This is a genomic window from Pseudomonas sp. XS1P51 (assembly GCF_054897845.1).
The window spans coordinates 2,865,859-2,892,632 of sequence record NZ_CM142707.1 but is presented as its reverse complement, the minus strand read 5'-3'; the positions used below and the strand labels follow the sequence as shown (position 1 = coordinate 2,892,632).

The 26,774-nt window shown below is 60.5% G+C and carries 24 protein-coding genes and 2 pseudogenes; 15 read left to right on the top strand and 11 right to left on the bottom strand.

Annotation, left to right across the window (positions count from 1 at the left end):
- The first annotated feature begins 72 nt into the window (after positions 1–72).
- The 3 genes from ACYZUD_RS13490 (at position 73) to ACYZUD_RS13480 (ending at position 4,172) form a co-directional block, all read left to right on the top strand.
- Positions 73–573: a sigma-70 family RNA polymerase sigma factor gene (locus ACYZUD_RS13490; protein WP_462024439.1), complete on the top strand. Its 501-nt coding sequence runs from the start codon at positions 73–75 to the stop codon at positions 571–573.
- 94 nt (positions 574–667) lie between these two features.
- Positions 668–1,651 carry a FecR family protein gene (locus ACYZUD_RS13485; RefSeq protein ID WP_462024438.1) on the top strand — a complete coding sequence of 328 codons (984 nt, stop codon included), beginning with the start codon at positions 668–670 and terminating at the stop codon, positions 1,649–1,651.
- 97 nt (positions 1,652–1,748) lie between these two features.
- Complete coding sequence (locus ACYZUD_RS13480) at positions 1,749–4,172, top strand: TonB-dependent siderophore receptor (RefSeq protein WP_462024437.1); 2,424 nt, start codon at positions 1,749–1,751, stop codon at positions 4,170–4,172.
- Positions 4,173–4,289: 117 nt separating this feature from the next.
- Here the strand turns inward: ACYZUD_RS13480 and ACYZUD_RS13475 are convergent, their stop codons facing one another.
- Both ACYZUD_RS13475 and ACYZUD_RS13470 read right to left on the bottom strand, forming a co-directional pair.
- Positions 4,290–5,441, bottom strand: coding sequence for an MFS transporter (locus ACYZUD_RS13475; RefSeq protein ID WP_462024436.1), 1,152 nt, complete (start codon positions 5,439–5,441; stop codon positions 4,290–4,292).
- Positions 5,442–5,578: 137 nt separating this feature from the next.
- Entirely contained in the window at positions 5,579–5,830 is a 252-nt protein-coding gene (locus tag ACYZUD_RS13470; protein WP_462024435.1) for a hypothetical protein, read from the bottom strand.
- 164 nt (positions 5,831–5,994) lie between these two features.
- Here ACYZUD_RS13470 and ACYZUD_RS13465 point away from each other — a divergent pair, with 164 nt between their 5' ends.
- Positions 5,995–6,987, top strand: a complete 993-nt coding sequence (locus ACYZUD_RS13465; protein WP_462024434.1) for a diaminopimelate epimerase — start codon at positions 5,995–5,997, stop codon at positions 6,985–6,987.
- A 130-nt stretch (positions 6,988–7,117) separates the two neighbouring features.
- Here ACYZUD_RS13465 and codA read toward each other — a convergent pair whose 3' ends face one another.
- The 3 genes from codA to ACYZUD_RS13450 all read right to left on the bottom strand — a co-directional run bounded on the left by codA (position 7,118) and on the right by ACYZUD_RS13450 (position 10,729).
- Complete coding sequence (gene codA / locus ACYZUD_RS13460; protein ID WP_462024433.1) at positions 7,118–8,365, bottom strand: cytosine deaminase; 1,248 nt, start codon at positions 8,363–8,365, stop codon at positions 7,118–7,120.
- A gap of 13 nt (positions 8,366–8,378) precedes the next feature.
- Positions 8,379–9,650, bottom strand: a complete 1,272-nt coding sequence (gene codB, locus ACYZUD_RS13455; RefSeq protein ID WP_462024432.1) for a cytosine permease — start codon at positions 9,648–9,650, stop codon at positions 8,379–8,381.
- 248 nt (positions 9,651–9,898) lie between these two features.
- A complete protein-coding gene (locus tag ACYZUD_RS13450) occupies positions 9,899–10,729 on the bottom strand; it encodes an alpha/beta fold hydrolase (RefSeq protein ID WP_462024431.1) in 831 nt (276 codons plus the stop codon).
- A 184-nt stretch (positions 10,730–10,913) separates the two neighbouring features.
- Here ACYZUD_RS13450 and ACYZUD_RS13445 point away from each other — a divergent pair, with 184 nt between their 5' ends.
- Positions 10,914–13,613, top strand: coding sequence for an RHS repeat-associated core domain-containing protein (locus ACYZUD_RS13445; RefSeq protein WP_462024430.1), 2,700 nt, complete (start codon positions 10,914–10,916; stop codon positions 13,611–13,613).
- Positions 13,614–13,723: 110 nt separating this feature from the next.
- On the opposite strand, the gene queD is transcribed toward ACYZUD_RS13445, so the two are convergent.
- Positions 13,724–14,080 carry a 6-carboxytetrahydropterin synthase QueD gene (gene queD, locus ACYZUD_RS13440; RefSeq protein ID WP_017339724.1) on the bottom strand — a complete coding sequence of 119 codons (357 nt, stop codon included), beginning with the start codon at positions 14,078–14,080 and terminating at the stop codon, positions 13,724–13,726.
- Positions 14,081–14,154: 74 nt separating this feature from the next.
- Complete coding sequence (locus ACYZUD_RS13435; RefSeq protein ID WP_462024429.1) at positions 14,155–15,234, bottom strand: patatin-like phospholipase family protein; 1,080 nt, start codon at positions 15,232–15,234, stop codon at positions 14,155–14,157.
- 252 nt (positions 15,235–15,486) lie between these two features.
- Between ACYZUD_RS13435 and ACYZUD_RS13430 the strand changes: the two genes are divergently transcribed.
- Genes ACYZUD_RS13430 through ACYZUD_RS13415 form a run of 4 tightly spaced genes read left to right on the top strand, consistent with a single transcriptional unit; the run spans position 15,487 to position 18,082 of the window.
- Positions 15,487–15,795, top strand: a complete 309-nt coding sequence (locus ACYZUD_RS13430; protein WP_462024428.1) for a PepSY domain-containing protein — start codon at positions 15,487–15,489, stop codon at positions 15,793–15,795.
- On the top strand, positions 15,795–16,100 hold the full coding sequence (locus tag ACYZUD_RS13425) for a PepSY domain-containing protein (protein ID WP_462024427.1): 306 nt from the start codon (positions 15,795–15,797) through the stop codon (positions 16,098–16,100). Before ACYZUD_RS13430 ends, ACYZUD_RS13425 begins: the two co-directional genes overlap by 1 nt.
- Before the next feature lie 3 nt (positions 16,101–16,103).
- Entirely contained in the window at positions 16,104–16,772 is a 669-nt protein-coding gene (locus tag ACYZUD_RS13420; RefSeq protein WP_462024426.1) for a response regulator transcription factor, read from the top strand.
- Positions 16,769–18,082 carry a sensor histidine kinase gene (locus ACYZUD_RS13415; RefSeq protein ID WP_462024425.1) on the top strand — a complete coding sequence of 438 codons (1,314 nt, stop codon included), beginning with the start codon at positions 16,769–16,771 and terminating at the stop codon, positions 18,080–18,082. Before ACYZUD_RS13420 ends, ACYZUD_RS13415 begins: the two co-directional genes overlap by 4 nt.
- A gap of 144 nt (positions 18,083–18,226) precedes the next feature.
- On the opposite strand, the gene ACYZUD_RS13410 is transcribed toward ACYZUD_RS13415, so the two are convergent.
- Positions 18,227–18,931 (bottom strand): methyl-accepting chemotaxis protein, encoded by a 705-nt coding sequence (locus ACYZUD_RS13410; protein ID WP_462025036.1) that lies wholly within the window; start codon positions 18,929–18,931, stop codon positions 18,227–18,229.
- Positions 18,932–19,132: 201 nt separating this feature from the next.
- Positions 19,133–19,189: pseudogene (locus ACYZUD_RS13405) on the bottom strand (hypothetical protein); the annotation flags it as partial.
- Positions 19,190–20,706: 1,517 nt separating this feature from the next.
- Between ACYZUD_RS13405 and ACYZUD_RS13400 the strand changes: the two are divergent.
- From ACYZUD_RS13400 to ACYZUD_RS13390, 3 genes and pseudogenes are all read left to right on the top strand, one after another.
- Positions 20,707–22,023 (top strand): Na+/H+ antiporter family protein, encoded by a 1,317-nt coding sequence (locus ACYZUD_RS13400; protein ID WP_462025035.1) that lies wholly within the window; start codon positions 20,707–20,709, stop codon positions 22,021–22,023.
- A gap of 196 nt (positions 22,024–22,219) precedes the next feature.
- Positions 22,220–22,996: pseudogene (locus ACYZUD_RS13395) on the top strand (cache domain-containing protein); the annotation flags it as partial.
- Positions 22,997–23,080: 84 nt separating this feature from the next.
- On the top strand, positions 23,081–23,902 hold the full coding sequence (locus tag ACYZUD_RS13390) for a methyl-accepting chemotaxis protein (RefSeq protein ID WP_462025034.1): 822 nt from the start codon (positions 23,081–23,083) through the stop codon (positions 23,900–23,902).
- Positions 23,903–24,029: 127 nt separating this feature from the next.
- On the opposite strand, the gene ACYZUD_RS13385 is transcribed toward ACYZUD_RS13390, so the two are convergent.
- On the bottom strand, positions 24,030–24,965 hold the full coding sequence (locus ACYZUD_RS13385) for a LysR family transcriptional regulator (protein ID WP_462024424.1): 936 nt from the start codon (positions 24,963–24,965) through the stop codon (positions 24,030–24,032).
- A gap of 225 nt (positions 24,966–25,190) precedes the next feature.
- Between ACYZUD_RS13385 and ACYZUD_RS13380 the strand changes: the two genes are divergently transcribed.
- The 3 genes from ACYZUD_RS13380 to ACYZUD_RS13370 all read left to right on the top strand — a co-directional run bounded on the left by ACYZUD_RS13380 (position 25,191) and on the right by ACYZUD_RS13370 (position 26,450).
- Positions 25,191–25,676 carry a DMT family transporter gene (locus tag ACYZUD_RS13380; RefSeq protein ID WP_462024423.1) on the top strand — a complete coding sequence of 162 codons (486 nt, stop codon included), beginning with the start codon at positions 25,191–25,193 and terminating at the stop codon, positions 25,674–25,676.
- A gap of 2 nt (positions 25,677–25,678) precedes the next feature.
- The gene (locus ACYZUD_RS13375) at positions 25,679–26,131 is read left to right on the top strand and encodes a DMT family transporter (RefSeq protein ID WP_462024422.1); all 453 of its coding nucleotides are present in this window, start codon (positions 25,679–25,681) and stop codon (positions 26,129–26,131) included.
- 151 nt (positions 26,132–26,282) lie between these two features.
- On the top strand, positions 26,283–26,450 hold the full coding sequence (locus ACYZUD_RS13370) for a metallothionein (RefSeq protein WP_462024421.1): 168 nt from the start codon (positions 26,283–26,285) through the stop codon (positions 26,448–26,450).
- Positions 26,451–26,536: 86 nt separating this feature from the next.
- Here ACYZUD_RS13370 and ACYZUD_RS13365 read toward each other — a convergent pair whose 3' ends face one another.
- Positions 26,537–26,764, bottom strand: a complete 228-nt coding sequence (locus ACYZUD_RS13365; RefSeq protein ID WP_059405408.1) for a DUF6555 family protein — start codon at positions 26,762–26,764, stop codon at positions 26,537–26,539.
- Between the last annotated feature and the right edge of the window lie 10 nt (positions 26,765–26,774).

Here is a 26,774-nt window from a genome sequence, read left to right as displayed (position 1 = left end):
CTGTCAGCGCCCCATTGCTTCCGGTTAATAGGAAGCATTACTATTCACGCCCCGTCTTCACAGCACACCGCAATGACCCCCAAGCTGCCCCGCAGACACGGCTTTTTCGAGCATTACGAAGAGTTGGTTGGCACCTGGACCCGTCGCCTGAGAAATCGTCAGCAGGCCGAGGACCTTGCCCACGACACCTTCGTGAGGGTGCTTGAGTCCGATTCGGCGGCAGTGGAACAGCCTCGGGCGTACTTGCACCAGACGGCGCGCAACATCGCGGTGGATGGTTATCGGCGTGAGGATCGGCGGGGCGCCATGGAGTCGGAGGCGATCGATCACAGTGTGTCGTCATCCGGCGACCCGGAGCATTTCATGCATGCGATCCAGTTGGCTGATTCCATCGAGCGGGCGCTCACCGAGCTGCCGGTCAATTGCCGCAAGGTGTTTGTGTGGCAGAAGATCGAAGGCCTGACCCAGGCCGAAATCGCCGAACGCCTGGGACTGTCCAAGAACATGGTGGAAAAGTATATGATCCGCACGCTGCGGCATTTACGCGATCGTCTGGATGGGTTGCAATCATGATTCTGCGTTGCCCTGAAAAGATCGCAGCCTTCGGCAGCTCCTACAGAAGACAGAAGCGGCGCGCCTTCTCATCCCCAGCCAAACAGGAACTTCCATGATGGATACTCGTGATTGTGCGTGCGGGCAAACAACGGTTCGCGACGATGCGGCGCGGTGGTTTGTGCGTTTGCAGGAACCGGCCGTGGACGTCGAAGAACACCGACGCTTTGAGCGCTGGTTGAACGAACACCCCCAGCATCGAGACGAATTTCAATTGCTTCAGGGCTTGTGGACGGCGGCTGATCTTGTGCCGGCAGCGCGCCTGCAAGCCTTGTGTGAAACCCCGCCGAGCCGCAGCAAACGTCGCCCGCTGGTGCGTTATGCGGTGGCTGCCAGTGTGCTGACGGTCGCGCTCGGGCTGGGGCTGTTCAGTGGTTTGAATCACCGTGGGACTTATACCGCCGAGTATTCGACGGCGCTGGGCGAGCGTCGGCATGTGGCGTTGCCGGATGGTTCGGTGATTGACCTGAACAGTCGCAGTCGGCTGCAGGTCCGGTATGAAAAGGATCGTCGCGGCATCGAGTTGACGGAAGGCGGGGCGATGTTCAGCGTCGAGCACGACAGCCGTCGGCCGTTCGTGGTCGAGGCGGGCAGCGGCAAGGTCACGGTCACCGGCACCCGCTTCGATGTGCGCCGTGACGCCACCAAAACCCGGGTCGCGGTGGAGCAGGGCACTGTCAAGGTCCAGGGGCGTGACGCCGCCGACAGCGATTTCATCAGCCTCACCGCCGGCCTCGGTACGCAAGTCGATGCCCAAGGCAAAGTGGCGGCCGCCTATGCGGTCAACCCTGAAGAACTGACCGCCTGGCGCAGCGGAAAACTGGTGTTCAACAACGCCAGCCTTCGCGACGTCGCCGAGGAAGTGTCGCGCTATCGCGAGAAACCGCTGACCGTCGGCAACGACAAAGTGGGCAATTTGCGCCTGACCAGCGTGTTCAAGTCCGACAACACCGACGCGCTGCTCAAGGCCTTGCCGAGCATTCTGCCGGTGGCCGTGCGGACCCTCGATGACGGCAGCCAGGAAATAATTTCAAAATAAATTCAGGTTTTTTTCGAGTTCATCGTCTTCTTGTCCAACTGCAACTGGTTTGCATTAACAACCGCACACTCTTGCGATTCACAGGACAACGTTCGACGTGAAAAAAACCACCGCTAAAAACAACAAATCCTCCTGGCTGCCGCTCGCTCTCGCCCTGGCGGTCAGCACGGCAATGCCCCAGGCCTTCGCCGCCGATGCCATCCATATTCAGGCGCAGCCGCTGGGGCAGGCCTTGAGTCAGCTGGGTCAGCAAACCTCGTTGCAGGTTTTTTTCAGTCCTGAGCTGGTCGCCGGCAAACAAGCCCCGGCGGTGGATGGCAACCTCTCGCCGGAAGAGGCGCTGCGCCAATTACTGCAAGGCAGCGGCCTGCAGTATCAGATCGACCAAGGTTCGGTAACCCTGCTGCCGGCACTGACGTCCGCGTCGAATGGCCCGCTGGAGCTGGGCGTGACCGACATCAAGGTAGTCGGCGACTGGCTCGGCGACGCCGATGCCGCCGTGGTGCAGAACCACCCCGGCGCGCGTACCGTGATCCGCCGCGAAGCGATGGTCGAGCAAGGCGCGATGAACGTCGGCGACGTGCTCAAGCGCGTGCCGGGTGTGCAAGTGCAGGAAGCCAACGGCACCGGCGGCAGCGACATTTCCCTGAACGTCGGTGTGCGTGGCCTGACCTCGCGCCTGTCGCCACGCTCCACCGTGCTGATCGACGGCGTACCGGCAGCGTTCGCCCCCTACGGTCAGCCGCAATTGTCCATGGCGCCGATTTCCTCCGGCAACCTCGACAGCATCGACGTGGTACGTGGCGCCGGCTCCGTACGCTACGGGCCACAGAACGTGGGCGGGGTGATCAACTTCGTGACCCGTGCGATCCCGGAAAAAGCCTCTGCTGAAATTGGCACCACCCTGGAAACCTCCCAGCACGGTGGCTGGAAGCACATCGATACGGCATTTGTCGGCGGCACGGCGGACAACGGCATCGGCATGGCGCTGTTGTACTCGGGCGTGAACGGCAACGGTTACCGTGAGCGCAACAACGGCAACGACATCGACGACGTGCTGCTCAAGACCCATTGGGCGCCCACCGATGTGGACGATTTCAGCCTCAACTTCCACTACTACGACGCCAGCGCCGACATGCCCGGCGGCCTGACCCAGGCGCAGTACGACGCCAATCCGTTTCAGTCCGACCGCAACAACGACAACTTCAGCGGACGCCGCAAGGACGTCTCGTTCAAGTGGACGCGGCAGATCGATGATCGTACCCAGGCTGAAGTGCTGACTTACTACACCGACAGCTTCCGTGGCAGCAACATCGCTGCGCGCGATCAGAGGACCATCGGCTCGTTCCCGCGCACCTACTACACCTTGGGAATCGAACCACGGGTGTCCCGTGTGTTCGACGTCGGCCCGACCACCCAGGAAGTCAGTGTCGGTTATCGCTACCTCAAGGAAGCCATGCACGAACAGGCCAGCCGCCTGGCGCTGGTCAACAACGAGCCGGTGGTGCGCCCGGGTTCGGACGGGCATGTGTATCAGGATCGCACGGGCGGCACTGAAGCCAACTCGGTGTACGTCGATAACAAAATCGACGTCGGTAACTGGACCATCACGCCCGGCATCCGTTTCGAACACATCAGCACCGACTGGCACGATCGCGCCGTGCTCGACACTGCCGGCAGGCGCGTGCCGGAAAAGAACCGCAGCATCGAAAGCAACGAGCCGCTGCCGGCGCTGAGCGTGATGTATCACCTGTCCGATGCCTGGAAGCTGTTCGCCAACTACGAAACGTCGTTCGGCAGCCTGCAGTATTTCCAGCTCGGCCAGGGTGGTACGGGTGACGACACGGCCAATGGCCTGGAACCGGAAAAGGCCAAGACCTACGAGATCGGCACGCGTTACAACGATGATGTGTGGGGCGGCGAAGTGACGCTGTTCTACATCGACTTCGATAAAGAGTTGCAATACATCAGCAACGATGCGGGCTGGACCAACCTCGGCGCGACCACGCACCAGGGTATCGAAGCCTCGGTTCACTACGACATGGCGGCACTGGACCCACGACTCGACGGCCTGACTGCCAACGCCGGGTTCACCTACACCCGTGCCGTCTATGAAGGTGAAATTCCAGGCTTCAAGGGCCGTGACCTGCCGTTCTACTCGCGCCAGGTGGCGACCGCCGGCCTGCGCTATGACATCAACCGCTGGACTTACAACATCGATGCCTTTGCCCAGTCCAAGCAGCGTTCACCGGGCGTCGCGGTGAATGCGGACGGCAGCTTCACCAACAACTACATCACCGAAGGCACCGCGGATGGTCAGTACGGCGACATTCCGGGTTACGTGACCTGGAACGTACGCGGCGGCTATGACTTCGGCTCACAGCTGTCGAACCTGAAAGTCGGCGCCGGGGTGAAAAACATCTTCGACAAGCAGTACTTCACCCGTTCCAGCGACAACAACTCGGGGATGTACGTCGGCGCACCGCGCACGTTCTTTGTGCAGGCCAGCGTCGGGTTCTGATTTAGACCGAGGTGGATTCATCGCGAGCAGGCTCGCTCCCACAGGGGATCTTCAGCGCACACAGTTTATGTGTACGACACGGATCAAGTGTGGGAGCGAGCCTGCTCGCGATGCTTTTCAGACCTTAAGCACTTTCCCGCCAATGGCCACCGCCACCAGCAATATCGCCATCAACCCAAAGGCAAAACTCAAACTGCTGCCGTGGGCGATAAAGCCGATCAATGCAGGCCCCGCAAGAATCCCTGCATAACCCAGGGTGGTAATGGCCGGCACCGCGATGCTTTCGGGCATGACGGTCTGTTTGCCGACGGCGGTATACAGCACCGGCACAATGTTCGAACAACCCGCCCCGACCAGCGCATAACCCACCAGCGCCATCTCCCAACTTGGTACGAACGTCGCCAGAAACAGGCCCGCAGCGGCCGTCAGCCCACCGAACACGATGACTTTTGTTGCGCCCAGGCGCCGCACAATCGCGTCCCCGGTCAGGCGCCCGACGGTCATGGTCAGCGCAAACGCCGCATAACCCAGCCCCGCATACGCGGTGTCGATCCCGCGCTCCTGCGCCAGGAACACCGCGCTCCAGTCGAGCGCCGCACCTTCGGCGAGGAACACGATGAAACACATCCCGCCGATGAACAGCACGATGCCATGGGGCACGGCAAACGCCGGGCCCGAACTCTCGCTGCCGTAAGGCAACAGGTGCGGCGCGGCCTTGAACAGCGCGATCAGCAGGAACACGATCACCACCAGCGTCGCCCCCAGCGGAGAAACCCCGAAGCCGAGCAAGGCACTGACACCCGCCGCCCCGACAATCCCGCCGAGGCTGAACAACCCATGGAAACCCGACATCATGGTCTTGCCGCTGGCCCGTTCGACGATCACCGCTTGCAGGTTCACCGTCGAATCCACCGTGCCGAGGCCGGCACCGAACAGAAACAACGTCGCGATCAATGCGGGAGTTGAAGTCACCGTCGCCAGCAGCGGCAGCGCCAGGCAAATCAGCAACGTCCCGCCGACGGCCACCCGGCGGCAGCCGAAGCGTGTGGCCAGAATCCCGGCCATCGGCATCGCCAGAATCGAGCCCACCCCCAGGCACAGCAGCAGCAAACCGAGGGTCCCTTCATCCAGCCCGGCCCGGGCCTTGGCATAAGGCACCAGTGGCGCCCACGCGGCGATCCCCAAACCGGCGATGAAAAAGGCGATGCGCGTGGACATCTGCTCCAGGCGTCCGGGAACGAATGAGGTCTGGGTGTTGAGGTTGGTCATTTCAATCCTTGGCAAAAAACGTCGCGTGTCCAAGGGACACTGACTCACCGGTGAGGTTCGATCAGCGTCCGGACGGGTTCGCGGTCAGGCAGGATGACATCCTTGCACAGCCTGACCCTCAACCGCGAGGCCGCGTGTCAGTGTTGTCGGCACATGGCACGCAGGGATTCGTCGCGTATTTGCAGGATATCGAACAGCCCCAGGGCGCGCAGTGCCGGCAAGGCCTCGACAATGTCGTGCTCGGCCATGCGCCGCTGTTCATCGCTGGCAAGCGGATCGCTCAGCGTTCGGGTATTGATCAGAAAGGCGCCGACTGTGCCTTTGCGCACGGCGATGCCATTGAATTGGCCTTCATTGAGTTCATCGGGAAGCAGGTCTTCGGCGCGCATGGGGAAACTCCTGTGAATGAGTGTTCAGCTTAAAGCGGGGTTAATGTCAGCGCCTTCATGGCCATGTTTCGCCGCACGTTCGGGGTGACGCCGGGACGGTATTTCATCGCCGGACATTGACGCCTAAAGTACAGGCACTTTCTGGCTGACTTCAGGAGCGATCCATGACGCCGTTTTACGATGCTCGGGGCAATATCTATGCGGTGGTGGCGCCTGAGGCCGTGCGCCGTGAAGGTGTCGATTTACCTCTGCTTGCCAGTCAGGCTGCGCAAACCCGTGCGGCATGGGCGGTTTCGGCTATCGAGGCCTTCTGTGGCTGGGCCCCCGGCACGCAACCGCCCGGCAGCAAGGATCATCGCTGCGATGGCTTGCTGGTCGGTCCGTTTCAAGCGGCGCCGCCCTTTGATCTGCTGATCGTCAACACCGATGGCACGTTGGCGGAACGCAGCGGCAATGGCCTGACGATTTTTTCTCAGGCGCTCAGTGAGCAAGGGTTACTGCCAGCGGACGACGTTTGTTTGCTCAGGGTTCATCACGACAAGGCCGATGCGGTTTCGCCGGTGGAAACTTCGGTGCTGCCGGCAGAAGTCGAGGGTGTGGAAGGGTTCTGGCTGGACCTGGGCAAACCGTCGTTCGGGCCGCAAGCGGTGGGGGGCCAAGGGGTTGAGCGTGAAGTGTTGAACGGTCGCGACGTCAGCCAGGTGCCGCCGTTGTCATCACTTGATCGCGCATGGTCCCGAAGTCAGTTCGTGCGCATTGGCAATCCTCATTGTGTGACGCTGGTGACACAAGCGGATGCGTTGCCGGGCAATGAGCAGATGCGAGAACCGAAGTTGTCCGAGGGGCTGACGCGTATCGCCTACGCCATGCCGACCGGGGCAGGGGAGCCGTGTCCCGCCGGGATCAATTTGCAATGGGCGATGCTTGAGTCCGAGGGGCGAGTCATCGCGCGGGTGTTCGAGCGCGGTGAAGGGCCGACGGCGTCGTCGGGCACCAGCGCCAGTGCGGTGGCTTGCGCGGCGTGGCGGGTGGGTTGGGTGAGTGCTGGAGAGGTGAAGGTGGTGATGCCCGGCGGCACGGCGCCGATTTTGCTGGAAGAGTCGGACGGTGAGTTGAGTCGGGTCAGGTTGTTTGGTACGGCGCGGTTGATGGGTTGAATTCGAGATTGCCATCGCGAGCAGGCTCGCTCCCACAGGGGGGCTGCGGTGTATTCAGCATTTGTGTCCACTGAAGACCAATGTGGGAGCGGGCTTGCTCGCGATGGGGCCAGTCAAATCAACGCAAAATTCAGCCCTGATCGCCAAAGAACTCCACCACCGGCATCTGCCGCTTCATCAACACTTTGCCCGCGCGCACCGAATACAACGGCAAGCCCTGGCTGCGAATCACCTCGTAATCGCTGTCCGCCGATAAAATCAGCAGATTCGCCGGCCGCCCCCGCTCCAGTCCATAACGATCACCCAGGGCCATGGCCTTGGCGCTGTTGTCGGTGACCAGGTCCAGCGCACTTTGCAGATTGCGGTAACCGAGCATGTGGCAGATGTGCAGGCCGGCTTCGAGGACTCGCAGGATGTTGCCGTTACCCAGCGGATACCACGGGTCGACGATCGAATCCTGGCCGAAACACACGTTCATCCCCGCTTCGAGCAACTCGTTGACCCGGGTCACGCCACGGCGTTTCGGGAAGTTGTCGAAGCGCCCCTGCAGGTGAATGCTTTCGGTGGGGCAGGAGACAAAGCTGATCCCCGAATGCCCGAGCAAGCGAAACAGTTTGGCGCAGTAGGCGTTGTCGTAAGAGCCCATGGCCGTGGTGTGGCTGGCGGTGACCCGCGAACCCATGTCGCGGCTGCGGGCTTCTTCGGCCAGCACCTCAAGAAACCGCGAGTGCGGGTCGTCGGTTTCATCGCAATGCACGTCCACCAGGCAACCGGTGCGCTCGGCCAGGTCCATCAGGAATTTCACTGAACTCACGCCCTGATCGCGGGTGTATTCGAAATGTGGAATGCCGCCGACCACATCGGCGCCCATGCGGATCGCTTCTTCCATCAATTCCCGACCGTTGCGGTACGACTCGATGCCTTCCTGAGGGAACGCGACGATCTGCAGGTCGATCAAGTGACGGCTTTCCTCGCGCACTTCGAGCATGGCCTTGAGGGCGGTCAATGTCGGGTCGGTGACGTCGACATGGGTGCGCACATGCTGGATGCCGTGGGCGGCGAGGCTCTGGATGGTTTTCTTCGCGCGGGTCTTGGTGTCTTCCAGGGTGATGGTCGCCTTACGCTCGCCCCAGCATTCGATGCCCTCGAACAGCGTACCGCTCATGTTCCAGCGCGGTTCGCCGGCGGTGAGCGTGGCGTCGAGGTGAATGTGTGGCTCGACGAAGGGTGGCACCACCAGGTTACCGCCAGCGTCCAGATCATCAGGGCCCAGGGTCGGCGCCTCGGTCTGCCGGGCGATGTTGCTGATCAGGCCGTTTTCCAGGTGCAACTCATGCAGGCCTTCTTGGTTGCGCAGGCGGGCGTTGATGATGTGCATCAGGCGAATCCTTTTATAGATCTTGTAGTGGTGCGTTGGCGGCACGGGCACCGAGTACGCCAGTCAGTAACACATACGTTAGCGCGGCAGCGGCAATCCCTACCAGCGGCGCGACCCACGGCGAACTGAACGCGGCAACCGTGCCGACCGCATAAGCGCTCAGACCAGGCCAGTTGAACGCCGGCAACCGAGCATCGGCCAGACGTGGATATTGACCGCGATAACGGAAGAAAAAGTCCGCCATGATCACCCCGCCTATCGGCGGAATTACGGTGCCCAGCAGAATCAGGTAAGGCACCAGCATGTCGTACATGCCCAGCAGCGCCAGCAACGTGCCGATCAATGCGCCGGCGAGGGTCACGGTTTTGCGCCGGCCGGTACGCAGCAGGTTGCAGCCAGCGACGGCGAAGTTGTAGATGGTGTTGTCCTGGGTGCTCCAGATATTGAGCAGCAACATCGCCATCGCCGCCATGGCGAAACCTTGCAACAGCAGCACTTCGACCACGTCCGGCTGTTGATAAACGATGGCCCCGTAGGCGCCGATCAGGATCATCAGACCGTTGCCGATGAAGAAGCCGATCAGGCTCGCCAGCACCGCGACCCGCGCGGAGCGGGAGAAACGTGTCCAGTTGGTCGCTTGGGTCGCGCCGCTGACGAATGTGCCGAACACCAGCGTAATGGCGGTCGACCAATCCAGGGTTCCCGTCGGGACCACCGCGAGCAAACCATCGAGCCCACCGACCTTCACCGTGGCGACCCACATCGACAGCGTCAGCAGCAACATCATGGCCGGCACCGCGATGTACGAGAGGATTTCCAATCCGCGATAACCGACATACGCCGTGGCGCAAAACACCAGGCCGAACAGCACCATCAGGCCGAGGACGGTGCCTTCGCTCAGTTCGAAATATTTGCCCAGCACCACGGCCGCAGTCGCGGTGCCCCAGGCGTACCAGCCGATCTGGGTGAAACCGAGGATCAGGTCGCAGAGCTTGCTGCCCATTTCGCCGAAGCAGAACCGCCCCATCAGCACCGAATTGAGCCCACTCTTGAAAGCGATATAGCCCAGCGCTGCTGCGTAGATGCCCAGCAACAGATTGCCGACGATGATCACCGCCATCATCTCGCCGAAACTGAACGCCACACCGAGCTTGCCGCCGGCAAACATGGTCGCGGTAAAAAAGGTGAAACCCAGCAGCACCATGGCCGTGGAGGCCAGGCCTTTGCGGGCATGCATCGGAACTTCGCTGAGGGGGTAGTCGTTGCCCGGATCGTTCTGCGTCATGTGGCGTTCCTTGCTGAATGGTGACGCGGGGGAGTGTTGCAGTGGTCGTGCCAAGCGGGGTGGCTGTGGTTATTTATAGTCGAGCGAGGGCGTTTGGCTCGGGGAGGGCACAAAATCGGTGCACCTGAAGGAATACAGAACCCATGTGGGAGCGAGCCTGCTCGCGATGGCGGCCTGACAGTCAGCTCAATGTTGAAAGTGCCGCGGTCATCGCGAGCAGGCTCGCTCCCACAGAGAGTTTGGTTTCTTCAGGAGGATGAGTGTTGAGGTAGAAACCGCAGTAAAGCCGCGACAATCGCCTCCGGCGCATCTTCCTGAACCAGATGCCCGGCATGGGGGATGGGGTGAAACTGTGCCCCCGGAATCATCTGCTGCAACGCCTGCCCACGCTCGATCGGAATCCACTGATCGTCTTCCCCCCAAAGAATCTGCACCGGGCAGCGAATCGTCGGGTACAGCCCTTCAATCTCACGGGTATAACGCTCATCCATCTGCGCGATCTGCCGGTAAAACGCCGCTTGCCCCGGATCACCCAGCCACGGCTGCACGTAAGGCGCGAGCTCGTCGTCCGGGATTTCACGCTTGATCGCCCCACGAACATAGGCCAGCACAATCGCCCGCTGAATGTAATCGGGCAGCCCGCTGAACGCCGCTTCATGCTGGCGCACATGCTGCACAAACGGTGAACCCCAGGGCGACAGCGCCACCGGGTCGATCAGCGTCAGGCTGCGGTAATCCTTGCCGTTGAGCAGATGCGCGCGCAGAACCGTGGCACCGCCGAAATCGTGGGCCACCACGTCCGGGCGCTCCAGACCCCAATGCTCCAGCAGTTTCGCCAACAGTTCGTTCTGCACGCCGAGGGACACATCGCCCTCGACTTTCTCGGACAGCCCATAGCCCAGCAGGTCGAAGTAATGCACTCGGTGCGTGGTAATGAAGTGCGGCGCAATCCGGTGCCACACATAAGAAGAGAAGGGCGTGCCATGCACGAACACCAACGGCGGGCCGTCGCCACGGACGGCGTAGCGAACGGAGTGCCCGTTGAAGCGATAAGTCTGAGCCAGTGGCCAGTCAGTCATGGGGGCGTCCTCTTGGCGGGTGCAAGCGGAAAAGCATAGGCATAAAAAACCACCGGTCTCGTTGGTTTTTTTGATCTATCGGATCAGCGGGATGAATGCCTGTGATTTGTGACAGTAGACGGCTGTTGAAGGCGGATGCTATCCAGAGTTAATGGACAATATCAGCCTGCATCAAGGAACGCCCATGGCAACGGTCATCGACCCGCGCGGCCTGGTCGTGCGCAGCGTGGCGTACTGGCGTGGGGAGATAGGGCAAACACCCGAGGCGCGGGTGACGCGTCAGTCATTCGATGCGGTCGGAAGGGGGATTGATCAGTGGGATCCGCGATTGTCTGCCCCAGCCTTGAGTCATTGCTACAGTTTGTCGGGCAAGGTGTTGGCGGCTGACAGTGTCGATTCAGGTTGGCGGATTTTGTTGGCTGGGCTGGCCGACGAAAGCTTAAGTCGGTGGGACAGTCGGGGCACTCGGCAGGACACTGAGTACGACACGTCACTTCGGCCCTTGGCCGTAACTGAGCAGGCTCGCGGGGAAGCGACACGGGTTGTGGAACTATTGGAGTACGGCACCGCTGATCCTCAGGTCAATCCCGGCAATCAATGTGGCCGGTTGATCCGCCACGACGACCCGGCCGGCACCCGATATATGCCGGCGTACAATTTGCTGGGGCTGGCGCAATGTGAAATCAGCCATTTTTTGAAAACCCTCGATCCGCCCGATTGGCCGCTTGAGGAAGCGTCGCGCAATGAACTGCTGGAACCCGGCTCCGGACTCGAAAGCCGCTGGGCTTACAACCCGCTCGGTGATTTGCTGAGCCTCACCGACGCCAAAAATCATCGCCGACACTTCACCTACACCGTGGCCGGCCAGCTCAAGACAGGCTGGCTGCAACCGGCGAATACTGCGGCACCCGGACAGTGCCTGGTGCACGACATCCGCTACAACCCCAGCGGTCAGGTCGAACGGGAAACGGCCGGGAACGGCGTGGTGACCGAAGCGGAGTACGTGCTCAGCGATGGCCGGCTGGAGCGGTTGTTTGCTGCTTTGCCAAATTCGCCGCCGCTGCAAGACCTGCGTTACACCGTCGATCCGGTCGGCAACATCCTTCAGATCGACGATCACGCACTGCCGATCCGTTACTACAAGAACCAGCGCATCAACGCCCAATGCACCTACGGCTATGACACCTTTGGCCAGTTAATCAGCGCCACTGGCAGGGAAGCCGAACGATCAGCCTTTTATCCCATCGCGCCGTATCGCCCCTCGAACGACCCGAACGCCGTGGTCAACTACCGCGAAGAATACGACTACGACGCGGCCGGCAACATGACCGAGCTGCGGCATCTCGGTGTCCAGCCGTTCACCCGTCGTTGGGCCGTGGCCACGAACAGCAACCGCAGCCTGATCGAGGATGACCAACTCCCGGATTTCGACAGCCATTTTGATGACAACGGTAACCTCAAGTTTTTGCATCGCGGGCAAGTCATGACCTGGGACCTGCGCAATCAGCTCTCCAGCGTGTCGCCCGTCGTACGCGAAGGCGACGACGACACTGAACGCTACATCTACGGCGGCGGAGGCAAGCGCCTGCGCAAAGTCCGCACTGCAATGGCCGCTGCGCACACTGTGATCGCCGAAGTGCGTTACCTTCCGGGCCTGGAACTGCACCGACGCCATGGTGGAAAAGAACACGAAGTGCTCGACCTCGAAGGCGGCCGCAATCGAGTGAAATGGCTGCACGGGCCCGATGCTCCCGAACACCCTCTGCGCTACCACCTGACCGACCACTTGGGCTCCAGCACCGTGGAGTGCGATGAACAGGCCAACGTCCTGAGCCGGGAAGTGTATTACCCGTTTGGCGGTACGGCTTGGGAGGATCACAGCGATCAGAGTGGTGCGTACAAAACCATTCGTTATTCAGGCAAGGAGCGGGATGCGACCGGGTTGTATTACTACGGTTATCGCTACTTTGCGCCGTGGTTGTGTCGATGGATCAACCCGGACCCGGCGGGGGCGGTGGATGGGTTGAATTTGTATTGTTTTGTTGGGAATTCGCCGGTGGGGAGGGTGGATCGAGATGGGCGGATGTGGAGCGGAAATGATCCATTGTTTGACAACTCCCAAGGGTCAGTGCCGGAAGAAGTGCTCAATAGATTTGTTATACCCAATGCGAGGACCTTGCCTCCGATCGATATAAATGAAGAGGATTTAAGGTCGCAGGATTCGACATGGAGCATGTCTTCATTCCATGGAGAAACAGATGCTTCAGCAGAGTTGGATTTTCATATTGCGATGTCAAAGGCGTTTGACTCCGTATCTGTTCAGCCCATTAGTTCTCCTATTGCAGACCCATCGTTGGTCCCTTTGCCCGTTTCCACCAAACGTTTTCCTTGTGAGACATGCAATAAGGGGCTTTCGAGTTCCAGTGCACTCGTTCGTCATAAACGTATTCATACTGGTGAGAAGCCTTACGGCTGTTTTGATACTACTTGCAAAGCAAGATTTTCGGCGTCTGGTGATCGTGCCAGGCATATGAAAATGCATACAGGGGTGAAGCCATTGTCCTGTATAGATTGTGGCAAAAGCTTTGCTCGTAACTCCCACTTGCAGGAACATCGTTTAACGCATGCCGAAGAAAAGAAATTCAGCTGTAGTGTGTGTGATAAAAAATTTTCTCAACCAAACGGTTTGAAGGTGCATATGCAAACGCATAGTACTGAGAGGCCTTACAACTGTGATCAATGCGGAGCGACTTTTTCGAACTCGAGTAGCGCGGCTAGGCACAAACGAGCGGGGAACTGTGGGAAATCACTTACTTGCCATGTATGTGGTCGAGTGCTTGTGAATAGGGCCAATTTTTCCCAGCATATGCGTGTACATACTTGAATTTTAAACCGAAGGATGTTTCTCTCCGAATCAAAATCAAAAATAGCTTCAGCAAGCTATATGACAGACATAAAAAACCACCGATTCCGGTGGTTTTTCAAATCTAGAGTTCACTCCCCGCGATAAATGCACCCACTCGTACAAGTCTCATGAATCCGAATCGCACTAAGCTCCGGCAACAACGGCTTCAACTCACCCCAGATCCACTTCGCCAACACTTCACTGGTGGGATTCTCCAACCCCGGAATGTCGTTCAAATAGTTATGATCCAACCGCTCATACAACGGCTTGAAGATCGCCTTGATCTCCGAAAAGTCCCGTATCCAGCCAGTATGCGGATCAAGATCGCCACTCAAATGAATCGCCACTTTGAACGAGTGACCGTGCAGGCGGCCGCACTTGTGGCCTTCCGGGACGTGAGGCAAGCGGTGGGCGGATTCGAAGGTAAACTCTTTGAAGATTTCCACAGTGGTTTCAGCTCTGTCAGGTGGCGATCGCCGGGGCGATGTGGGCAGGCGGCGAGTTTAACAGTTTGTCCTGACTAAAGGGTCAGCAAGCGCTCGCCGAGGCGACCGTTGGCGGCGAGTTCGAGGAACTCGTCACCCAGGCGGCGGCTTTCATCCATCGTGGTGCGCCAGTATTTCTGCCGGCTCGGGGCATCACCCATGAAGCGCTTGAAGTCGTTACGGTCCGGGAGTTTGCCGTAGGGCAGGCGCGCCAGGTATTCCTTCGACGGTGCCAGCAGCAGAACATCCTGCAAGCGCGTCGGGCAGGCGCGGCGCCATGGCAGGGTTTTGTCGAACCAGCCAGGAATGACCCGGTCGGTGAAGTGCGGGTAGAGCACGATGTCGTTGCCGCTGTAAGGCAGGTCGAGGTGATAGTCCAGCAGGCCGCCATCGCGGAAAGTCCCTGCGCCGGCGCCCGGCAGGTCACGCACGCCTTCCATGACCATCGGGATCGAGCCCGAGGCGAGCAAGGCCTGGCGCAGGTTGTTGGCGTCCAGTGCAACGAAGCGCGACGGGAAGTCGTTCAGCGCATTGACCGGTGGCGCGAGGCGGGGGTCGTGGATGATCAGCCGTTCGAAATGCCGCGACAGCCGTGCGCGACCACGCAAGTTGTCGGCGATCACCGACGACAGGCCCAGCCCCAGCCGCCCGCGATGATCGTCCGCCAGCAGGCCGTGGCTTTTGACCACCATGATGTTCAGCCGGTAATGGGCGTTGTCCAGAATCGAGGCATCGCGGCCGTCGAGCAGCTCATCGAGCATGCGTTGCGAACTCTGGCTGATCTGCGCCATGGTCACGCCTTTGGCGAAGTTCTGCTCGGTGTACAAATGACCGAGGCGGCGGATGCCTTCGGCGGCGTCCGGCAGGCAGGCGCTGGCGAAGCGCCAGGAGCCCACCGAGGCGCCGATCAGCGAGCGTTCCCGCGGCGCAGCCGGCAGCCATTCGCCGAATAACGCCAGGTCCAGACCCTGAATCCCCAGCGCCTTGGGCCCACCGGCGGCACCCGGCAGCGTGCCGACGTCGGCGGCGCTCAAGCCATTTTCACGGATGCGCGCAAAGGCCCGCGGGCCGGCCTTGAGGGTCAGGGAAGGGAACTTGATGTGGATGGCGGTCATACCGGTCTCAATGTCTGGCGAGCGGGGGATTATAAGCGCGTTATGCAGGTGTACGAATCCAATGTGGGAGCGAGCCTGCTCGCGATAGCGGACGGACAGTCACATGGATAGTGAATGTGACTCCGGCATCGCGAGCAGGCTCGCTCCCACAGGTTTGTGGGGCACTCCAATGATGGCCATTCAGTTTCAATTAAGTTCGAATCGCTAAGGTGGCTCCCGTAGGCAACACACAAAAAAATACGGAGACACCCCATGAAAACCCTGACTGCCCTGATCACCGCCACCCTCATCGGCATGACCGCCAGCCTCGCCCACGCTCGCGACCTGGGCCCCGACGAAGCCCTACGGCTGCGCGACGCTGGTACCATTGTGTCTTTCGAGAAGCTCAACGCCACGGCACTGAGCAAACACCCAGGTTCCACAATCACCGAAACCGAGCTGGAAGAAGAGTACGGCAAGTACATCTATCAGGTTGAGTTGCGTGACCCACAAGGCATTGAGTGGGACCTGGAATTAGACGCTGTCAGCGGGCAGGTTCTCAAGGATCATCAGGATACGTAATGAAGGTGTTTTCGTTTTCACGCATAACGTTGGTGCTTCTGGCGTTTTGCTCGGTGGTCATGGCCCGCGACCTGGATCAGGACGAAGCCCTGCGCCTGCGCCAGCAGGGTGTGATCCTGCCGCTGGAGCAACTGCTGAAGCAGGCTCTGGACCGCTATCCCGGGGCCAAATTGCTGGAAGCCGAGCTTGAAGAAAAACATGACGTCTACATTTATGAAGTCGAGTTGCTGACCACCGAAGGTGTGGTCCGTGAACTGGACCTCGATGCCACCACTGGCCAGTTATTGAAAGACAAGGAAGATTGACCGATGCGTTTGCTCCTGGTGGAAGACCACGTGCCCCTGGCCGACGAATTGATGGCCGGCCTCAACCGACAGGGTTACGCCGTGGACTGGCTGGCCGATGGTCGCGACGCGGTCTACCAGGGCAGCAGCGAACCCTATGACCTGATCATCCTCGACCTCGGCCTGCCGGGTCTGCCGGGGCTTGAGGTGCTGACGCAATGGCGGGCGGCAGGGCTGGCCACGCCGGTGCTGATCCTGACCGCTCGCGGTTCCTGGGCCGAACGCATCGAAGGCCTCAAGGCCGGCGCCGATGATTACCTGACTAAACCCTTCCATCCTGAAGAACTGCACCTGCGCATTCAGGCGTTGTTGCGCCGCTCTCACGGCCAGGCCAATCAGCCAATGCTCAAGTCCGCCGGTTTGCATCTGGATGAGGGTCGCCAATGCGTGACCCGCGACGGTGCCGACATCCAGCTCACTGCGGCTGAATTTCGTCTGCTGCGCTATTTCATGCTGCACCCTGAACAGATCCTTTCCAAAAGCCACCTCGCCGAGCACCTCTACGACGGCGAAACCGAGCGCGATTCCAACGTGCTGGAAGTCCACGTCAACCACCTGCGGCGCAAGCTCGGTCGCAGTGTGATCGAAACCCGTCGCGGTCAGGGTTACCTGTTCGGCGGGCAAGCCAAGTGAGATCGATCCAGCGCCGCTTGAGCCTGGGCCTGATCAGCGTGATGGTGATTGTCGGCCTGGTGCTGGCGCAAACCAGCCTGTGGCTGTTCGAAATGGGTTTGCAGCGCTACCTCGAAGCCGGTTTGCGCAACGACAGTGAAAATCTGCTGGTGGCGCTGGTGCGCGGGCCACAGGGCTTGCAACTGGATGAGCGACACCTGTCGCCGGCGTATCAGCGGCCGTTCTCCGGGCATTACTTTCGCATCGATTTTGCCGACAGCCATTGGCGGTCCCGTTCGCTATGGGATCAGGAACTGCCGCGTCTCGAACACCCCGGTCTGCACAGCAACCTGCAACTGGGCCCCGAAGGGCAGCAGTTGCTGGTGTTGCGTTCGGACTATCGCCGGTTGGGCCAGTCGATTTCGATCAGCGTGGCCCAGGATTACACCCCGGTGCGCGAGAGCTTCAAGCGCATGCAACAAGTGGGGCTGGGACTGGGGTTGGCGGGGTTGCTGCTGATTCTGTTGTTGCAGCGGATCACCGTACGCCGCGCCTTGCGTCCGCTGGAAAAGGCCCGTGAGCAGATCGCCCAGTTGCAGCAGGGCCAGCGTTCGCAACTGGATGATCAGGTGCCGGTGGAGCTGGAACCGCTGGTGGCGCAGATAAACCATTTGCTCGCACACACCGAAGACAGTCTCAAGCGTTCGCGCAATGCCTTGGGCAACCTTGGCCATGCCTTGAAAACCCCGTTGGCGGTGTTGTTGAGCCTGGCTTCAAGCGAGAAACTCGATGCGGATCCGGAGCTGCGCAAGGTGATTCAGGCGCAACTTGCACAGGTTCAGCAACGACTCAATCGTGAACTCAACCGCGCGCGATTGTCCGGCGATGCGCTGCCGGGGGCGTTGTTTGATTGCGATGAGGAATTGCCGGGGTTGCTGGCGACGTTGAACATGATTCACGGTGAACACCTTGAACTCAGTTATCGCGCACCTGCCGGTTTGCAATTGCCATGGGATCGTGAGGACTTGCTCGAACTGCTGGGTAACTTGCTGGATAACGCCTGCAAATGGGCGGATGCCGAGGTTCGCTTAAGCGTTGTCGAGACGGCCGAAGGTTTCCAGTTAAGCGTGGAGGACGACGGGCCGGGGATTCCCGAGGGGCAGCGCGATCAGGTGTTCAGCCGCGGGACTCGGCTTGATGAACAGACGGATGGGCATGGGTTGGGGCTGGGGATTGTGCGCGACATCGTCGATACATGGGGCGGGGTTTTGCGGCTGGAGGAGAGCGAGTGGGGCGGGTTGAAGGTGGTTATCGAGTTGCCCAAACGCTGACACCGATCTGAAGCACGCTGATCACCCTGTGGGAGCGAGCCTGCTCGCGATAGTGGTCTGACAGGCACATCGATGCTGACTGTGCCGCCGTCATCGCGAGCAGGCTCGCTCCCACATTGGATCTTCAGTGGGGCTGAACTTGGGTTAAACCCGAAACTGATCCATCAAACGCTGCTGCTGATTCGCCAGGCTGTTGAGCGACTGACTCACTCGCGCCGATTCATTGGCCTGCCCCGACAGCGACTCGGTCACATCGCGAATCGTCGCCACGTTGTTGTTGATTTCCTCAGCCACCGCGCTTTGCTCTTCCGCCGCGCTGGCGATCTGCAGGTTCATGTCGCTGATCACCGTTACCGCGTCGCCAATCTGGCGCAACGCCGTCACCGCCTGGCTGACCTGCTCGACGCTGCCCTGGGCCTGACGATGGCTGTTGTTCATCGAGCCGACCACGTCTTGAGTGCCGCTCTGCAACTGCTCGATCACCAGGCGGGTTTCCTCGACCGACTCCTGAGTCCGCCGCGCCAGGTTACGTACTTCATCGGCCACCACGGCAAAACCGCGTCCGGCCTCACCGGCACGGGCCGCTTCAATCGCTGCGTTGAGTGCCAGCAGGTTGGTCTGTTCGGCGATGGCGCGAATCACTTCCAGCACCGATCCGATTTTCTCGCTGTTGGCCGCCAGGCCTTCGACTTGCACCATCGCTGCGCTCATGTCGGCGGCGAGGTTGTCGATGCTGGTGGTGGTCTGGTCGATCACGGTCAGACCACGACGGGTGGCGTGATCGGCATCTCGCGCTGCTTGTGCCGCTTGCGCGGCGCTGCGGGCAACGTCCTGGGCGGTGGCACTCATTTCGTGGGACGCGGTGGCGACCTGATCGACCTGACGGTATTGCTGTTCCATGCCGGCGCTGGTCTGGGTGGCGATGGCGGACGACTGGTCCGCCGTGCTGCGCGCGTCCTGCACCGAGCGTTTCACTTCGGCAATGATCGGTTGCAGCTTGTCGAGGAAACGGTTGAACCAGCCGGCCAATTGGCCCAGTTCATCTTTTTTGTCATAGGCCAGGCGGCGGGTCAGGTCGCCTTCACCGCTGGCAATGTCTTCGAGCATATGCGCCACGCCGAGGATCGGTTTGGTCACGCTGCGCGCCATCAGCCACACCAGCAACAGGCCAATCAACGCGGCCAGCACGCCCAGGCCGAGTTCGACCAGGGTGCCTGCGGTGTTGCTGTCATCGAGTTGTTTTTTCAGGGCTTCGGCGGGGCCGACCAGCACGTTCTCCGGCACCTCAAGCAACACGCCCCAGGACTTGCCTTCGGGAATCGGCTGGAACGGCGCCAGCACTTTCAACTGCTGATTGCTGTGCAGGCTTTCGGTCCGGTTGCTGGCGGCGAGCAGGCGGATCAGCTCGGCACCGTTGGTTGTGTCCACGGTGTCCAGGCGCTGGCTGAGTTTGCTGGCGTCAGGGCTGTAACCGGCGAGCAAACCGACCGGGCTGATGATGCTGACGTTGGTCTGGCCGTCATAGAGCTTCTTGCTCGCGCCCTGACTGACCGTTTGCAGGCTGTTGAGGTTGATGTCCACCGACAGGGAGGCGATGACCTTGCCGTTGACCATCAGCGGGAAAACGATGCTGGTCATCAGCACCTTCTGGCCGTCGATCACGTAAAAGTAGGGTTCGATCACGCAGGGCTTGAGCGTGGTGCGCGGGCAGGTGAACCAGGCGTTGGCCGGTTCGCCGCTGGGGCCGGTGCGGGTGTCGGCCATGTCACTTTCGGGCAGTGGCATGGCGGTCAGATTGCCCGGGGTCGGTTGCGACCAGTACAAGGCAAAGCGCCCCTTGTCATTGCTGCCGACTTCGCTCTGGCCGGCGAACAGTTCGTCCTTGCCGTCCAGCGCATTGGCTTCGAACACCAGGGACAGGCCGAGTAGTTCCGGGTTGGCTTGCAGGGCCGACTTGACCTGACGGGTCAGGTCTTCGCGCAGGTCGAAGGCATCGAGAAAGCGCTTCTCGGCCTGATCGCGCAGGAACAACACCTGGCGGGAGAAGCCGTGGCCATATTGATAGGCGTCCATGAACTGCTGGCGAATCACCAGCGCCTGGTTTTCACCCTGGGATTCGATCCGGGCCTGGGCGGCTTCGGTCAGCATCTCCATGCTCGACGCTTTCACCAGCTCGGAGCTGTGTTCCATGCGATACAGCGAAAGACCCACCAGCAGGGTCACGATACCCGCCAGGCACAGGCCGGCGAGTAGGGTGATTTTCCATTGGATGGAAAGTTGTCTGAGCGACATGGAGACGTCCTTATTCGATAAATATCTGAGACTTTGCACTGTAACGGCCGGGATTCGGCTTTCTTTATGATCCCCGACGAATGACCACTTCTCCCCGTAGGAGCTGCCGAAGGCTGCGATCCTTTGATTTTCGGCGTCTTCAAGGACCTAAAGATCAAAAGATCAAAAGATCGCAGCCTTCGGCAGCTCCTACAGGGATCGCGTAGGGGCTTTGACATGGAGGTGACTCTGCGGCACAGTGCGCGCCCTCTAATAAAACCCATTCTTTATCCGCTGGCGGCTCTTCGCAGACTGCCGGCCGGACTCATTTCGCTTGTCTTGAGGTTTTGATGATTAATGCAGTAATTGCCGCGGTCGGCGTCATGCTGGTACTCAGCCTGTCCCGCGTGCATGTGGTGATCGCGCTGATCGTGGGCGCGCTGGTCGGTGGTTTGACCGGTGGCCTGGGCATCGACGCAACACTGAAAGCCTTCAACAGCGGCCTCGGTGGCGGGGCGACGGTGGCGTTGTCCTACGCCTTGCTCGGCGCGTTCGCGGTAGCCATCGCCAAGTCCGGCCTGGCCCATGCCCTGGCCGACAAGGCACTGGCAATGGTCGATCGCCAGCACGCCACCGGTGGCCGTCAGGTCAAGTGGCTGCTGATCGGATTGCTGTGGGTGGTGGCCATCGCCTCCCAGAACATCTTGCCGATACATATCGCCTTTATTCCGTTGCTGGTGCCGCCACTGTTGTATGTGTTGACCAAGCTGCAACTGGATCGCCGGTTGATCGCCTGCGTCATTACCTTCGGTCTGATCACGCCGTACATGTTCCTGCCGGTAGGTTTCGGCAACATCTTCCTCAATGAAATCCTGCTGGCCAACGTTGCCCGCAGTGGCGTGGACATCAGTGGCATCAACGTCACCCATGCCATGGGCATCCCGGCATTGGGCATGGTGTTCGGGCTGGCGGTCGCGTTTATCAGCTACCGCAAGAAGCGCGTCTACGACCTGGAAAAGATCGAGCAAGTCGAACAGGTGGCGGTGCAGTACAACCCGCTGAGCCTGATGGTGGCCGGTCTGGCCATCGCCGCGGCCTTCATCATTCAGTTGTTGCTGGACTCGATGATCATCGGCGCGCTGGTGGGGTTTCTGATTTTCTCGGTGTCGGGCATCGTCAAATGGCGTGACACCGACGACCTGTTCACCGAAGGCATGAAGATGATGGCGATGATCGGCTTCATCATGATTGCCGCGTCCGGGTTTGGTGAAGTCATCAAAGCCACCGGGCAAGTGCAGACGCTGGTCGAAACCTCCGCCTCGTGGATCGGCCACAGCAAAGCCATTGGCGCGTTGTTGATGTTGCTGGTGGGCCTGCTGGTGACGATGGGCATCGGTTCGTCGTTTTCCACGGTGCCGATCCTGGCGGTGATTTTCGTGCCGCTGTGTGTGCAACTGGGCTTCAGCCCGTTGGCGATCGTCAGCATTGTCGGGACTGCCGGCGCGTTGGGGGATGCCGGTTCGCCCGCCTCGGATTCGACCCTCGGCCCGACCTCCGGTCTGAATATCGACGGCCAGCATCACCACATCTGGGACACCGTGGTCCCGACCTTCCTGCACTACAACCTCCCGCTGCTGGCGTTCGGCTGGGTGGCGGCGATGGTCTTGTAGCCACATCACCCCCTTGTGGGAGCGAGCCTGCTCGCGATGGCGGGCTGTCAGCCAACATCTCTGTTGACTGTCAGGCCCTCATCGCGAGCAGGCTCGCTCCCACAGGGGGGGATCCACAATGACTGCATTCAACTTTTGGCTCCGCGTGCCGTTAAAGCCTTTAACCACGCCAACAAAATCAAAAGAGTGAACCGTCATGCGCATGAGCCTGAAGGCTAAAGTCCTGTCCCTTGCCGTCCTCCCGGTGTTGCTCTTTGCGCTGGTCATCAGCCTGACCACGTTGTTCATTCTGCAGGAGCAGGCCCGCAAGGAAGTCGAAGAAACGCGCCAGCGCCTGCTCAGTGATGCCAAGGCGACCCTGCAAAGCTACGTTGCCGTGGCCATGACCACGATCAAGCCGCTCTACGACGCGGCCGCCCCTGGTGATGACGCGGCGCGGGCCCAAGTGATCAAGTTGCTGTCGAGCATCACCTACGGCAAGGACGGCTACTTCTTCGGCTACGACTCAAACACTGTGCGCCTGTTCAAGGCCAACAGCCCCGACGGCGTGGGCCAGAGTTTCAAGGACAACCGCGACCCGAATGGCGTCTACGTCAACCGCGACCTGGTGAAAGTCGCGAAGGACGGCACTCACTACCTGCAATACAGCTCGCCGTTGCCCGGTAACACCCAGGTGCTGGTGCCCAAGCTTGGTTACACCGAATACCTGCCGAAGTGGGACATGGCGGTCGGCACCTCGGTGAACCTCGACGGTATCGAAGCGCAAGTCGCGCTGGTCCAGGCCAAGGTTCAGGAGCGTATGGAAGGCGTGGTGCTGACCATCGTCGGCATCGCCGCTGTGGTGCTGTTGGTGATCGCTGCCGCCGGGATGCTGCTGGCCAACACCATTCTGCGTCCGCTGAACCTGATGAAAGCCAACCTCGATGACATCGCCGCAGGCGAGGGTGACCTGACCCGTCGCCTGACCATCACCAGCCAGGATGAACTGGGTGAACTGGCCGGCTCGTTCAACCGCTTCGTCGACAAGATCCACGGCCTGGTGCGCCAGATCACTGAAATGACCTCGCAACTGACCGGGCTGGTGAATCAGGTGTCCGACCAGGCCCAGCGCTCGGATCAGGCCATGGAACGTCAGCGTCACGAAACCGATCAGGTGGCCACGGCGATCAACGAAATGTCGGCGGCGGCCCAGGAAGTGGCGAAGAGCGCGCAAAACGCGGCGGTTGCCGCCCAGCAGACCGACGAAGAAGGTCAGGCTGCCAAACGCGTGGTAGCGGGCAGCATCGTGAAGATTCATGCATTGGTCGACGACATTCGCAGCAGCGGCGTGTCCCTCGACAGCCTGCAAAAAGACGTGTCGTCGATTGTCAGCGTGCTCGGGGTAATCCGTTCGATTGCCGATCAGACCAACCTGCTGGCGCTCAACGCAGCAATTGAAGCCGCCCGTGCCGGTGAGGCCGGTCGTGGTTTTGCGGTGGTGGCGGACGAGGTCCGGGCGCTGGCCAGCCGCACGCAAATCAGTACGCAGGAAATCCAGGGCATGATCGATCGCTTGCAGGCCGGCACACAATCGGCGGTGGAAGCGATGCGTCGTTCCAGCGAGGCCGGCGACGGCACCTCGGCCCAGGCTAACGAAGCGGGTGTGTCGCTCGACACCATGGCTCAGTTGATCGGCACCATCAACTCGATGAACGCCCAGATCGCCAGCGCGGCCGAAGAGCAGACCGCCGTGGCGGAAGAGATCAACCGCAGCGTGCATCAGATCGCAGTGGCTGTGGACAACGTTGCCGGCGAAACCCAGCTCGGCGCCCAGACCTCTCGCAGCCTGGCTGATCTCGGTCAGCGTCTGGGCAGTCTGGTGGGGCAGTTCCGAATCTGACACCCCCGAAGAACCTGTGGGAGCGAGCCTGCTCGCGATGGCGGTCTGTCAGCCAACATCTCTGTTGACTGTCAGGTCCTCATCGCGAGCAGGCTCGCTCCCACAAGGATTGCGGTGCCGGCAGATATTACGGCCTGTCCCAATACGGCACCGCGCCAAAACATTCGACAAAGAAATCGATCACGGTCCGCACCTTCACCGACAGCCGTCGGCTGCCGGGCCAGAGCACGGCGATCTGCTGCGGTTCGAGGCTGTTCGATACCTGATACGCCCCCAGCACCGGCACCAGCGTGCCGTTGCGCACCGCTTCGCCAATCAGCCACGACGGAAACATCACCAGCCCCAGGCCCTGCTCGGCAGCCTGGGTCAGTGTGTCGGCGTGGTTGCCGGTGATCGGCCCCTTCACCGAACAGGGCGTCCAGTCCTGCTGATCCTTGCGAAAAAACCAGCGCTGCTGGCCGGTCACGCCTTTGTAGGCCAGGCACCGATGGGCCGCCAGGTCTTCGGGATGTTGCGGCGTGCCGTGACGCTGCAGATAAGCGGGGCTCGCGGCGACTTGAAAGCGATGCGGCGCCAGGATCCGCGCCTGCATGCTCGAATCGTGCAGCGCACCGATGCGAAACAGCAGGTCGGCGCCTTCCTGCAGCGGGTCGACGTAGCTGTCGGTCTGCTGGATATCCAGTTGCAGTTTCGGGTAACGCTCGCACAACTGCCCCAGCCAGGGTGTCAGGTGCCGCTGGCCGAACACCACCGGCGCATTGATCCGTACCAGTCCGCTGGGCTCGCTTTGCTGTTCCTGCAAGGCCTGCTCGGCTTCTTCCAGTTGCACCAGCACTAACCGTGCGTGATGCCCGAGCATCCGCCCGGCCTCGGTGGGCGTGACGGCGCGGGTGTGGCGGTAGAGCAATTGCTGGTTCAGGGCCTGTTCCATCAGCTGGATCTGCCGGGAAATCGAAGAGGGCGCCAGGCCCTCGCGGCGGGCGACTTCGGAAAAACTGCCGTGGTCCAGAACCGCGACAAACAATCGAAGTGCCTTGAATCCCAATTCGTTGAGGCCGTGCATGGTGAATCCTGCTGTGCGAGTTGCGCAAAAGTGTTGTCCGGATGCTCCCATTTATCGCAAAGGATCGCCAGCCGATAATGCGCGCCTATTCCACTGACAACACAACCCCTGTAGGCGCTGTCGAGTGCAACGAGGCTGCGATCTTTCGATATTGATCATTGAAGTCAAAAGATCGCAGCCTCGTTGCACTCGACAGCTCCTACAGAGGGGCGCGAGGTGCTGGTTATGCTTTCTTCTTCAATCGACGTTGCTGTAACGCCAGCGACCAAACCGGGGCTGCGGCTGTTGCTGCTGCCCCTGGTGATTCTGGCCGGCATGGGCCTTTCCGTGGAGGCCGGTCTGCTCGGGCCGCTCGGGGTTCAGGTCGGGCACTTGTGGGCGACCTTGAGCATCTTCGGCGTGGGCTCGGCGATTCTGTTTTTGCTGCTGTTGTTCAGCGGCCCGCAACAGGGGCCGGCCTTGAACGCGTTGCCACGCTGGCAACTGATCGGTGGTTTCCTCGGGCCGATGTACGTGGTGGTGCTGACCCTGGCTACGCCGCACATCGGCATTGCCATGACCATGATCGCGATTCTGTCCGGGCAGGTTGGCAAGAGTGTGCTGATCGATCACTTCGGCTGGTTCGGCGCCACCCGCAAAAAGGTCAACGGTGAACGTTGGCTGGCCTTGCTGCTGATTGTCGCGGCACTTGTTCTGATTGCTCGGGGTTGATGATGAATCTGATTATTTTGTTGGCGGTGGTCGTGGCCGCCGGTGCGGTGTTGAGCGTGCAAGCGGCGATCAACGGGCGCCTGGGTGAAACGGTCGGGGTGTTGCGCAGCAGTTTGCTGACGTTCGTGGTGGGGGCGGTGAGCACCGGGTTGCTGATTGTGTTTTTCGAACCGGCCCACGCGGTGAGCCTTTTGGACGTGCCGAAATGGCAGCTCGGCGGCGCGTTGTTCGGGGTGGTTTACATGATGGTCATGGTCGGCGCCGTGCCGCGGGTGGGTACGGCGGTGGCGACGGTAGCGGTGATCGTCGGGCAACTGGGCATGGGCATGCTGATCGATAACTTCGGCTGGCTGGGCAATCCGGCGATCGAGTTGTCGGGCAGCCGGATACTGGCGATGGTGCTGCTGGCATTGGCATTGCTGTTCATGTACCGCAGCAACACACGGCAGGCGTAACGCCGACCCCTGTAGGAGCTGCCGCAGGCTGCGATCTTTTGATCTTGCTTTTGAACCGAAAAATCAAAAGATCGCAGCCTGCGGCAGCTCCTACACTGGTAATACGGTGCCCATTTGCGGCACCAGACGACCACAACAATGGAGTCAGCTCATGATCGACAGTGAAAGTATCTGCGACTGCCCCAAATGCTCATGCAAACTGGGCCAACATCCGATCGCGCGCCACGGCAAGCACTATTGCTGCGAAGCCTGCGCCAAGCATCACGAACATGGTGAAGAATGTGCCAGCAAGGGCTGCAAGTGCGCCCACGCCAAATAGCTCATCACTGTAGGAGCGAGTTCGCTCCTACAATTTCCTTGACTGGCTCCACTTTCAGTTTCTGACTTCTGCATCCTCCTTGATATTCAGTTCGCCGGTCGCCAGGTTACATTTTCGACCCCGAATTTCTCTGCCATCGGCTTGCTGGTCTTCTGCACCTTCTCCCGGCCAAAGCGCGGGATCCGACCCACCCCGGCGTCGCAGCTCGCCCAATGCCAGGCCTCCGCGTTGTCCATTTTGTCCAGGCGGATAATGAAAGACTTGGGCGCGCCATGAAGGGTGTATTCAATGACAAAAAGTTTTGCGTTGTTCATAAAGCCCGTA

Coding starts and splice junctions, on each gene's coding strand:
- ACYZUD_RS13430 (WP_462024428.1), top strand. CDS start 15,487: ATGAAAACCCTGACTGCCCTGATCACCGCCACCCTCATCGGCATGACC.
- codA (WP_462024433.1), bottom strand. CDS start 8,365: ATGCACATCATCAACGCCCGCCTGCGCAACCAAGAAGGCCTGCATGAG.
- ACYZUD_RS13380 (WP_462024423.1), top strand. CDS start 25,191: ATGCTTTCTTCTTCAATCGACGTTGCTGTAACGCCAGCGACCAAACCG.
- ACYZUD_RS13465 (WP_462024434.1), top strand. CDS start 5,995: ATGACGCCGTTTTACGATGCTCGGGGCAATATCTATGCGGTGGTGGCG.
- ACYZUD_RS13485 (WP_462024438.1), top strand. CDS start 668: ATGATGGATACTCGTGATTGTGCGTGCGGGCAAACAACGGTTCGCGAC.
- ACYZUD_RS13475 (WP_462024436.1), bottom strand. CDS start 5,441: ATGACCAACCTCAACACCCAGACCTCATTCGTTCCCGGACGCCTGGAG.
- ACYZUD_RS13470 (WP_462024435.1), bottom strand. CDS start 5,830: ATGCGCGCCGAAGACCTGCTTCCCGATGAACTCAATGAAGGCCAATTC.
- ACYZUD_RS13450 (WP_462024431.1), bottom strand. CDS start 10,729: ATGACTGACTGGCCACTGGCTCAGACTTATCGCTTCAACGGGCACTCC.
- ACYZUD_RS13425 (WP_462024427.1), top strand. CDS start 15,795: ATGAAGGTGTTTTCGTTTTCACGCATAACGTTGGTGCTTCTGGCGTTT.
- ACYZUD_RS13420 (WP_462024426.1), top strand. CDS start 16,104: ATGCGTTTGCTCCTGGTGGAAGACCACGTGCCCCTGGCCGACGAATTG.
- ACYZUD_RS13445 (WP_462024430.1), top strand. CDS start 10,914: ATGGCAACGGTCATCGACCCGCGCGGCCTGGTCGTGCGCAGCGTGGCG.
- ACYZUD_RS13490 (WP_462024439.1), top strand. CDS start 73: ATGACCCCCAAGCTGCCCCGCAGACACGGCTTTTTCGAGCATTACGAA.
- ACYZUD_RS13410 (WP_462025036.1), bottom strand. CDS start 18,931: ATGAGTGCCACCGCCCAGGACGTTGCCCGCAGCGCCGCGCAAGCGGCA.
- ACYZUD_RS13385 (WP_462024424.1), bottom strand. CDS start 24,965: ATGCACGGCCTCAACGAATTGGGATTCAAGGCACTTCGATTGTTTGTC.
- ACYZUD_RS13375 (WP_462024422.1), top strand. CDS start 25,679: ATGAATCTGATTATTTTGTTGGCGGTGGTCGTGGCCGCCGGTGCGGTG.
- ACYZUD_RS13365 (WP_059405408.1), bottom strand. CDS start 26,764: ATGAACAACGCAAAACTTTTTGTCATTGAATACACCCTTCATGGCGCG.
- ACYZUD_RS13370 (WP_462024421.1), top strand. CDS start 26,283: ATGATCGACAGTGAAAGTATCTGCGACTGCCCCAAATGCTCATGCAAA.
- codB (WP_462024432.1), bottom strand. CDS start 9,650: ATGACGCAGAACGATCCGGGCAACGACTACCCCCTCAGCGAAGTTCCG.
- ACYZUD_RS13390 (WP_462025034.1), top strand. CDS start 23,081: ATGACCTCGCAACTGACCGGGCTGGTGAATCAGGTGTCCGACCAGGCC.
- ACYZUD_RS13435 (WP_462024429.1), bottom strand. CDS start 15,234: ATGACCGCCATCCACATCAAGTTCCCTTCCCTGACCCTCAAGGCCGGC.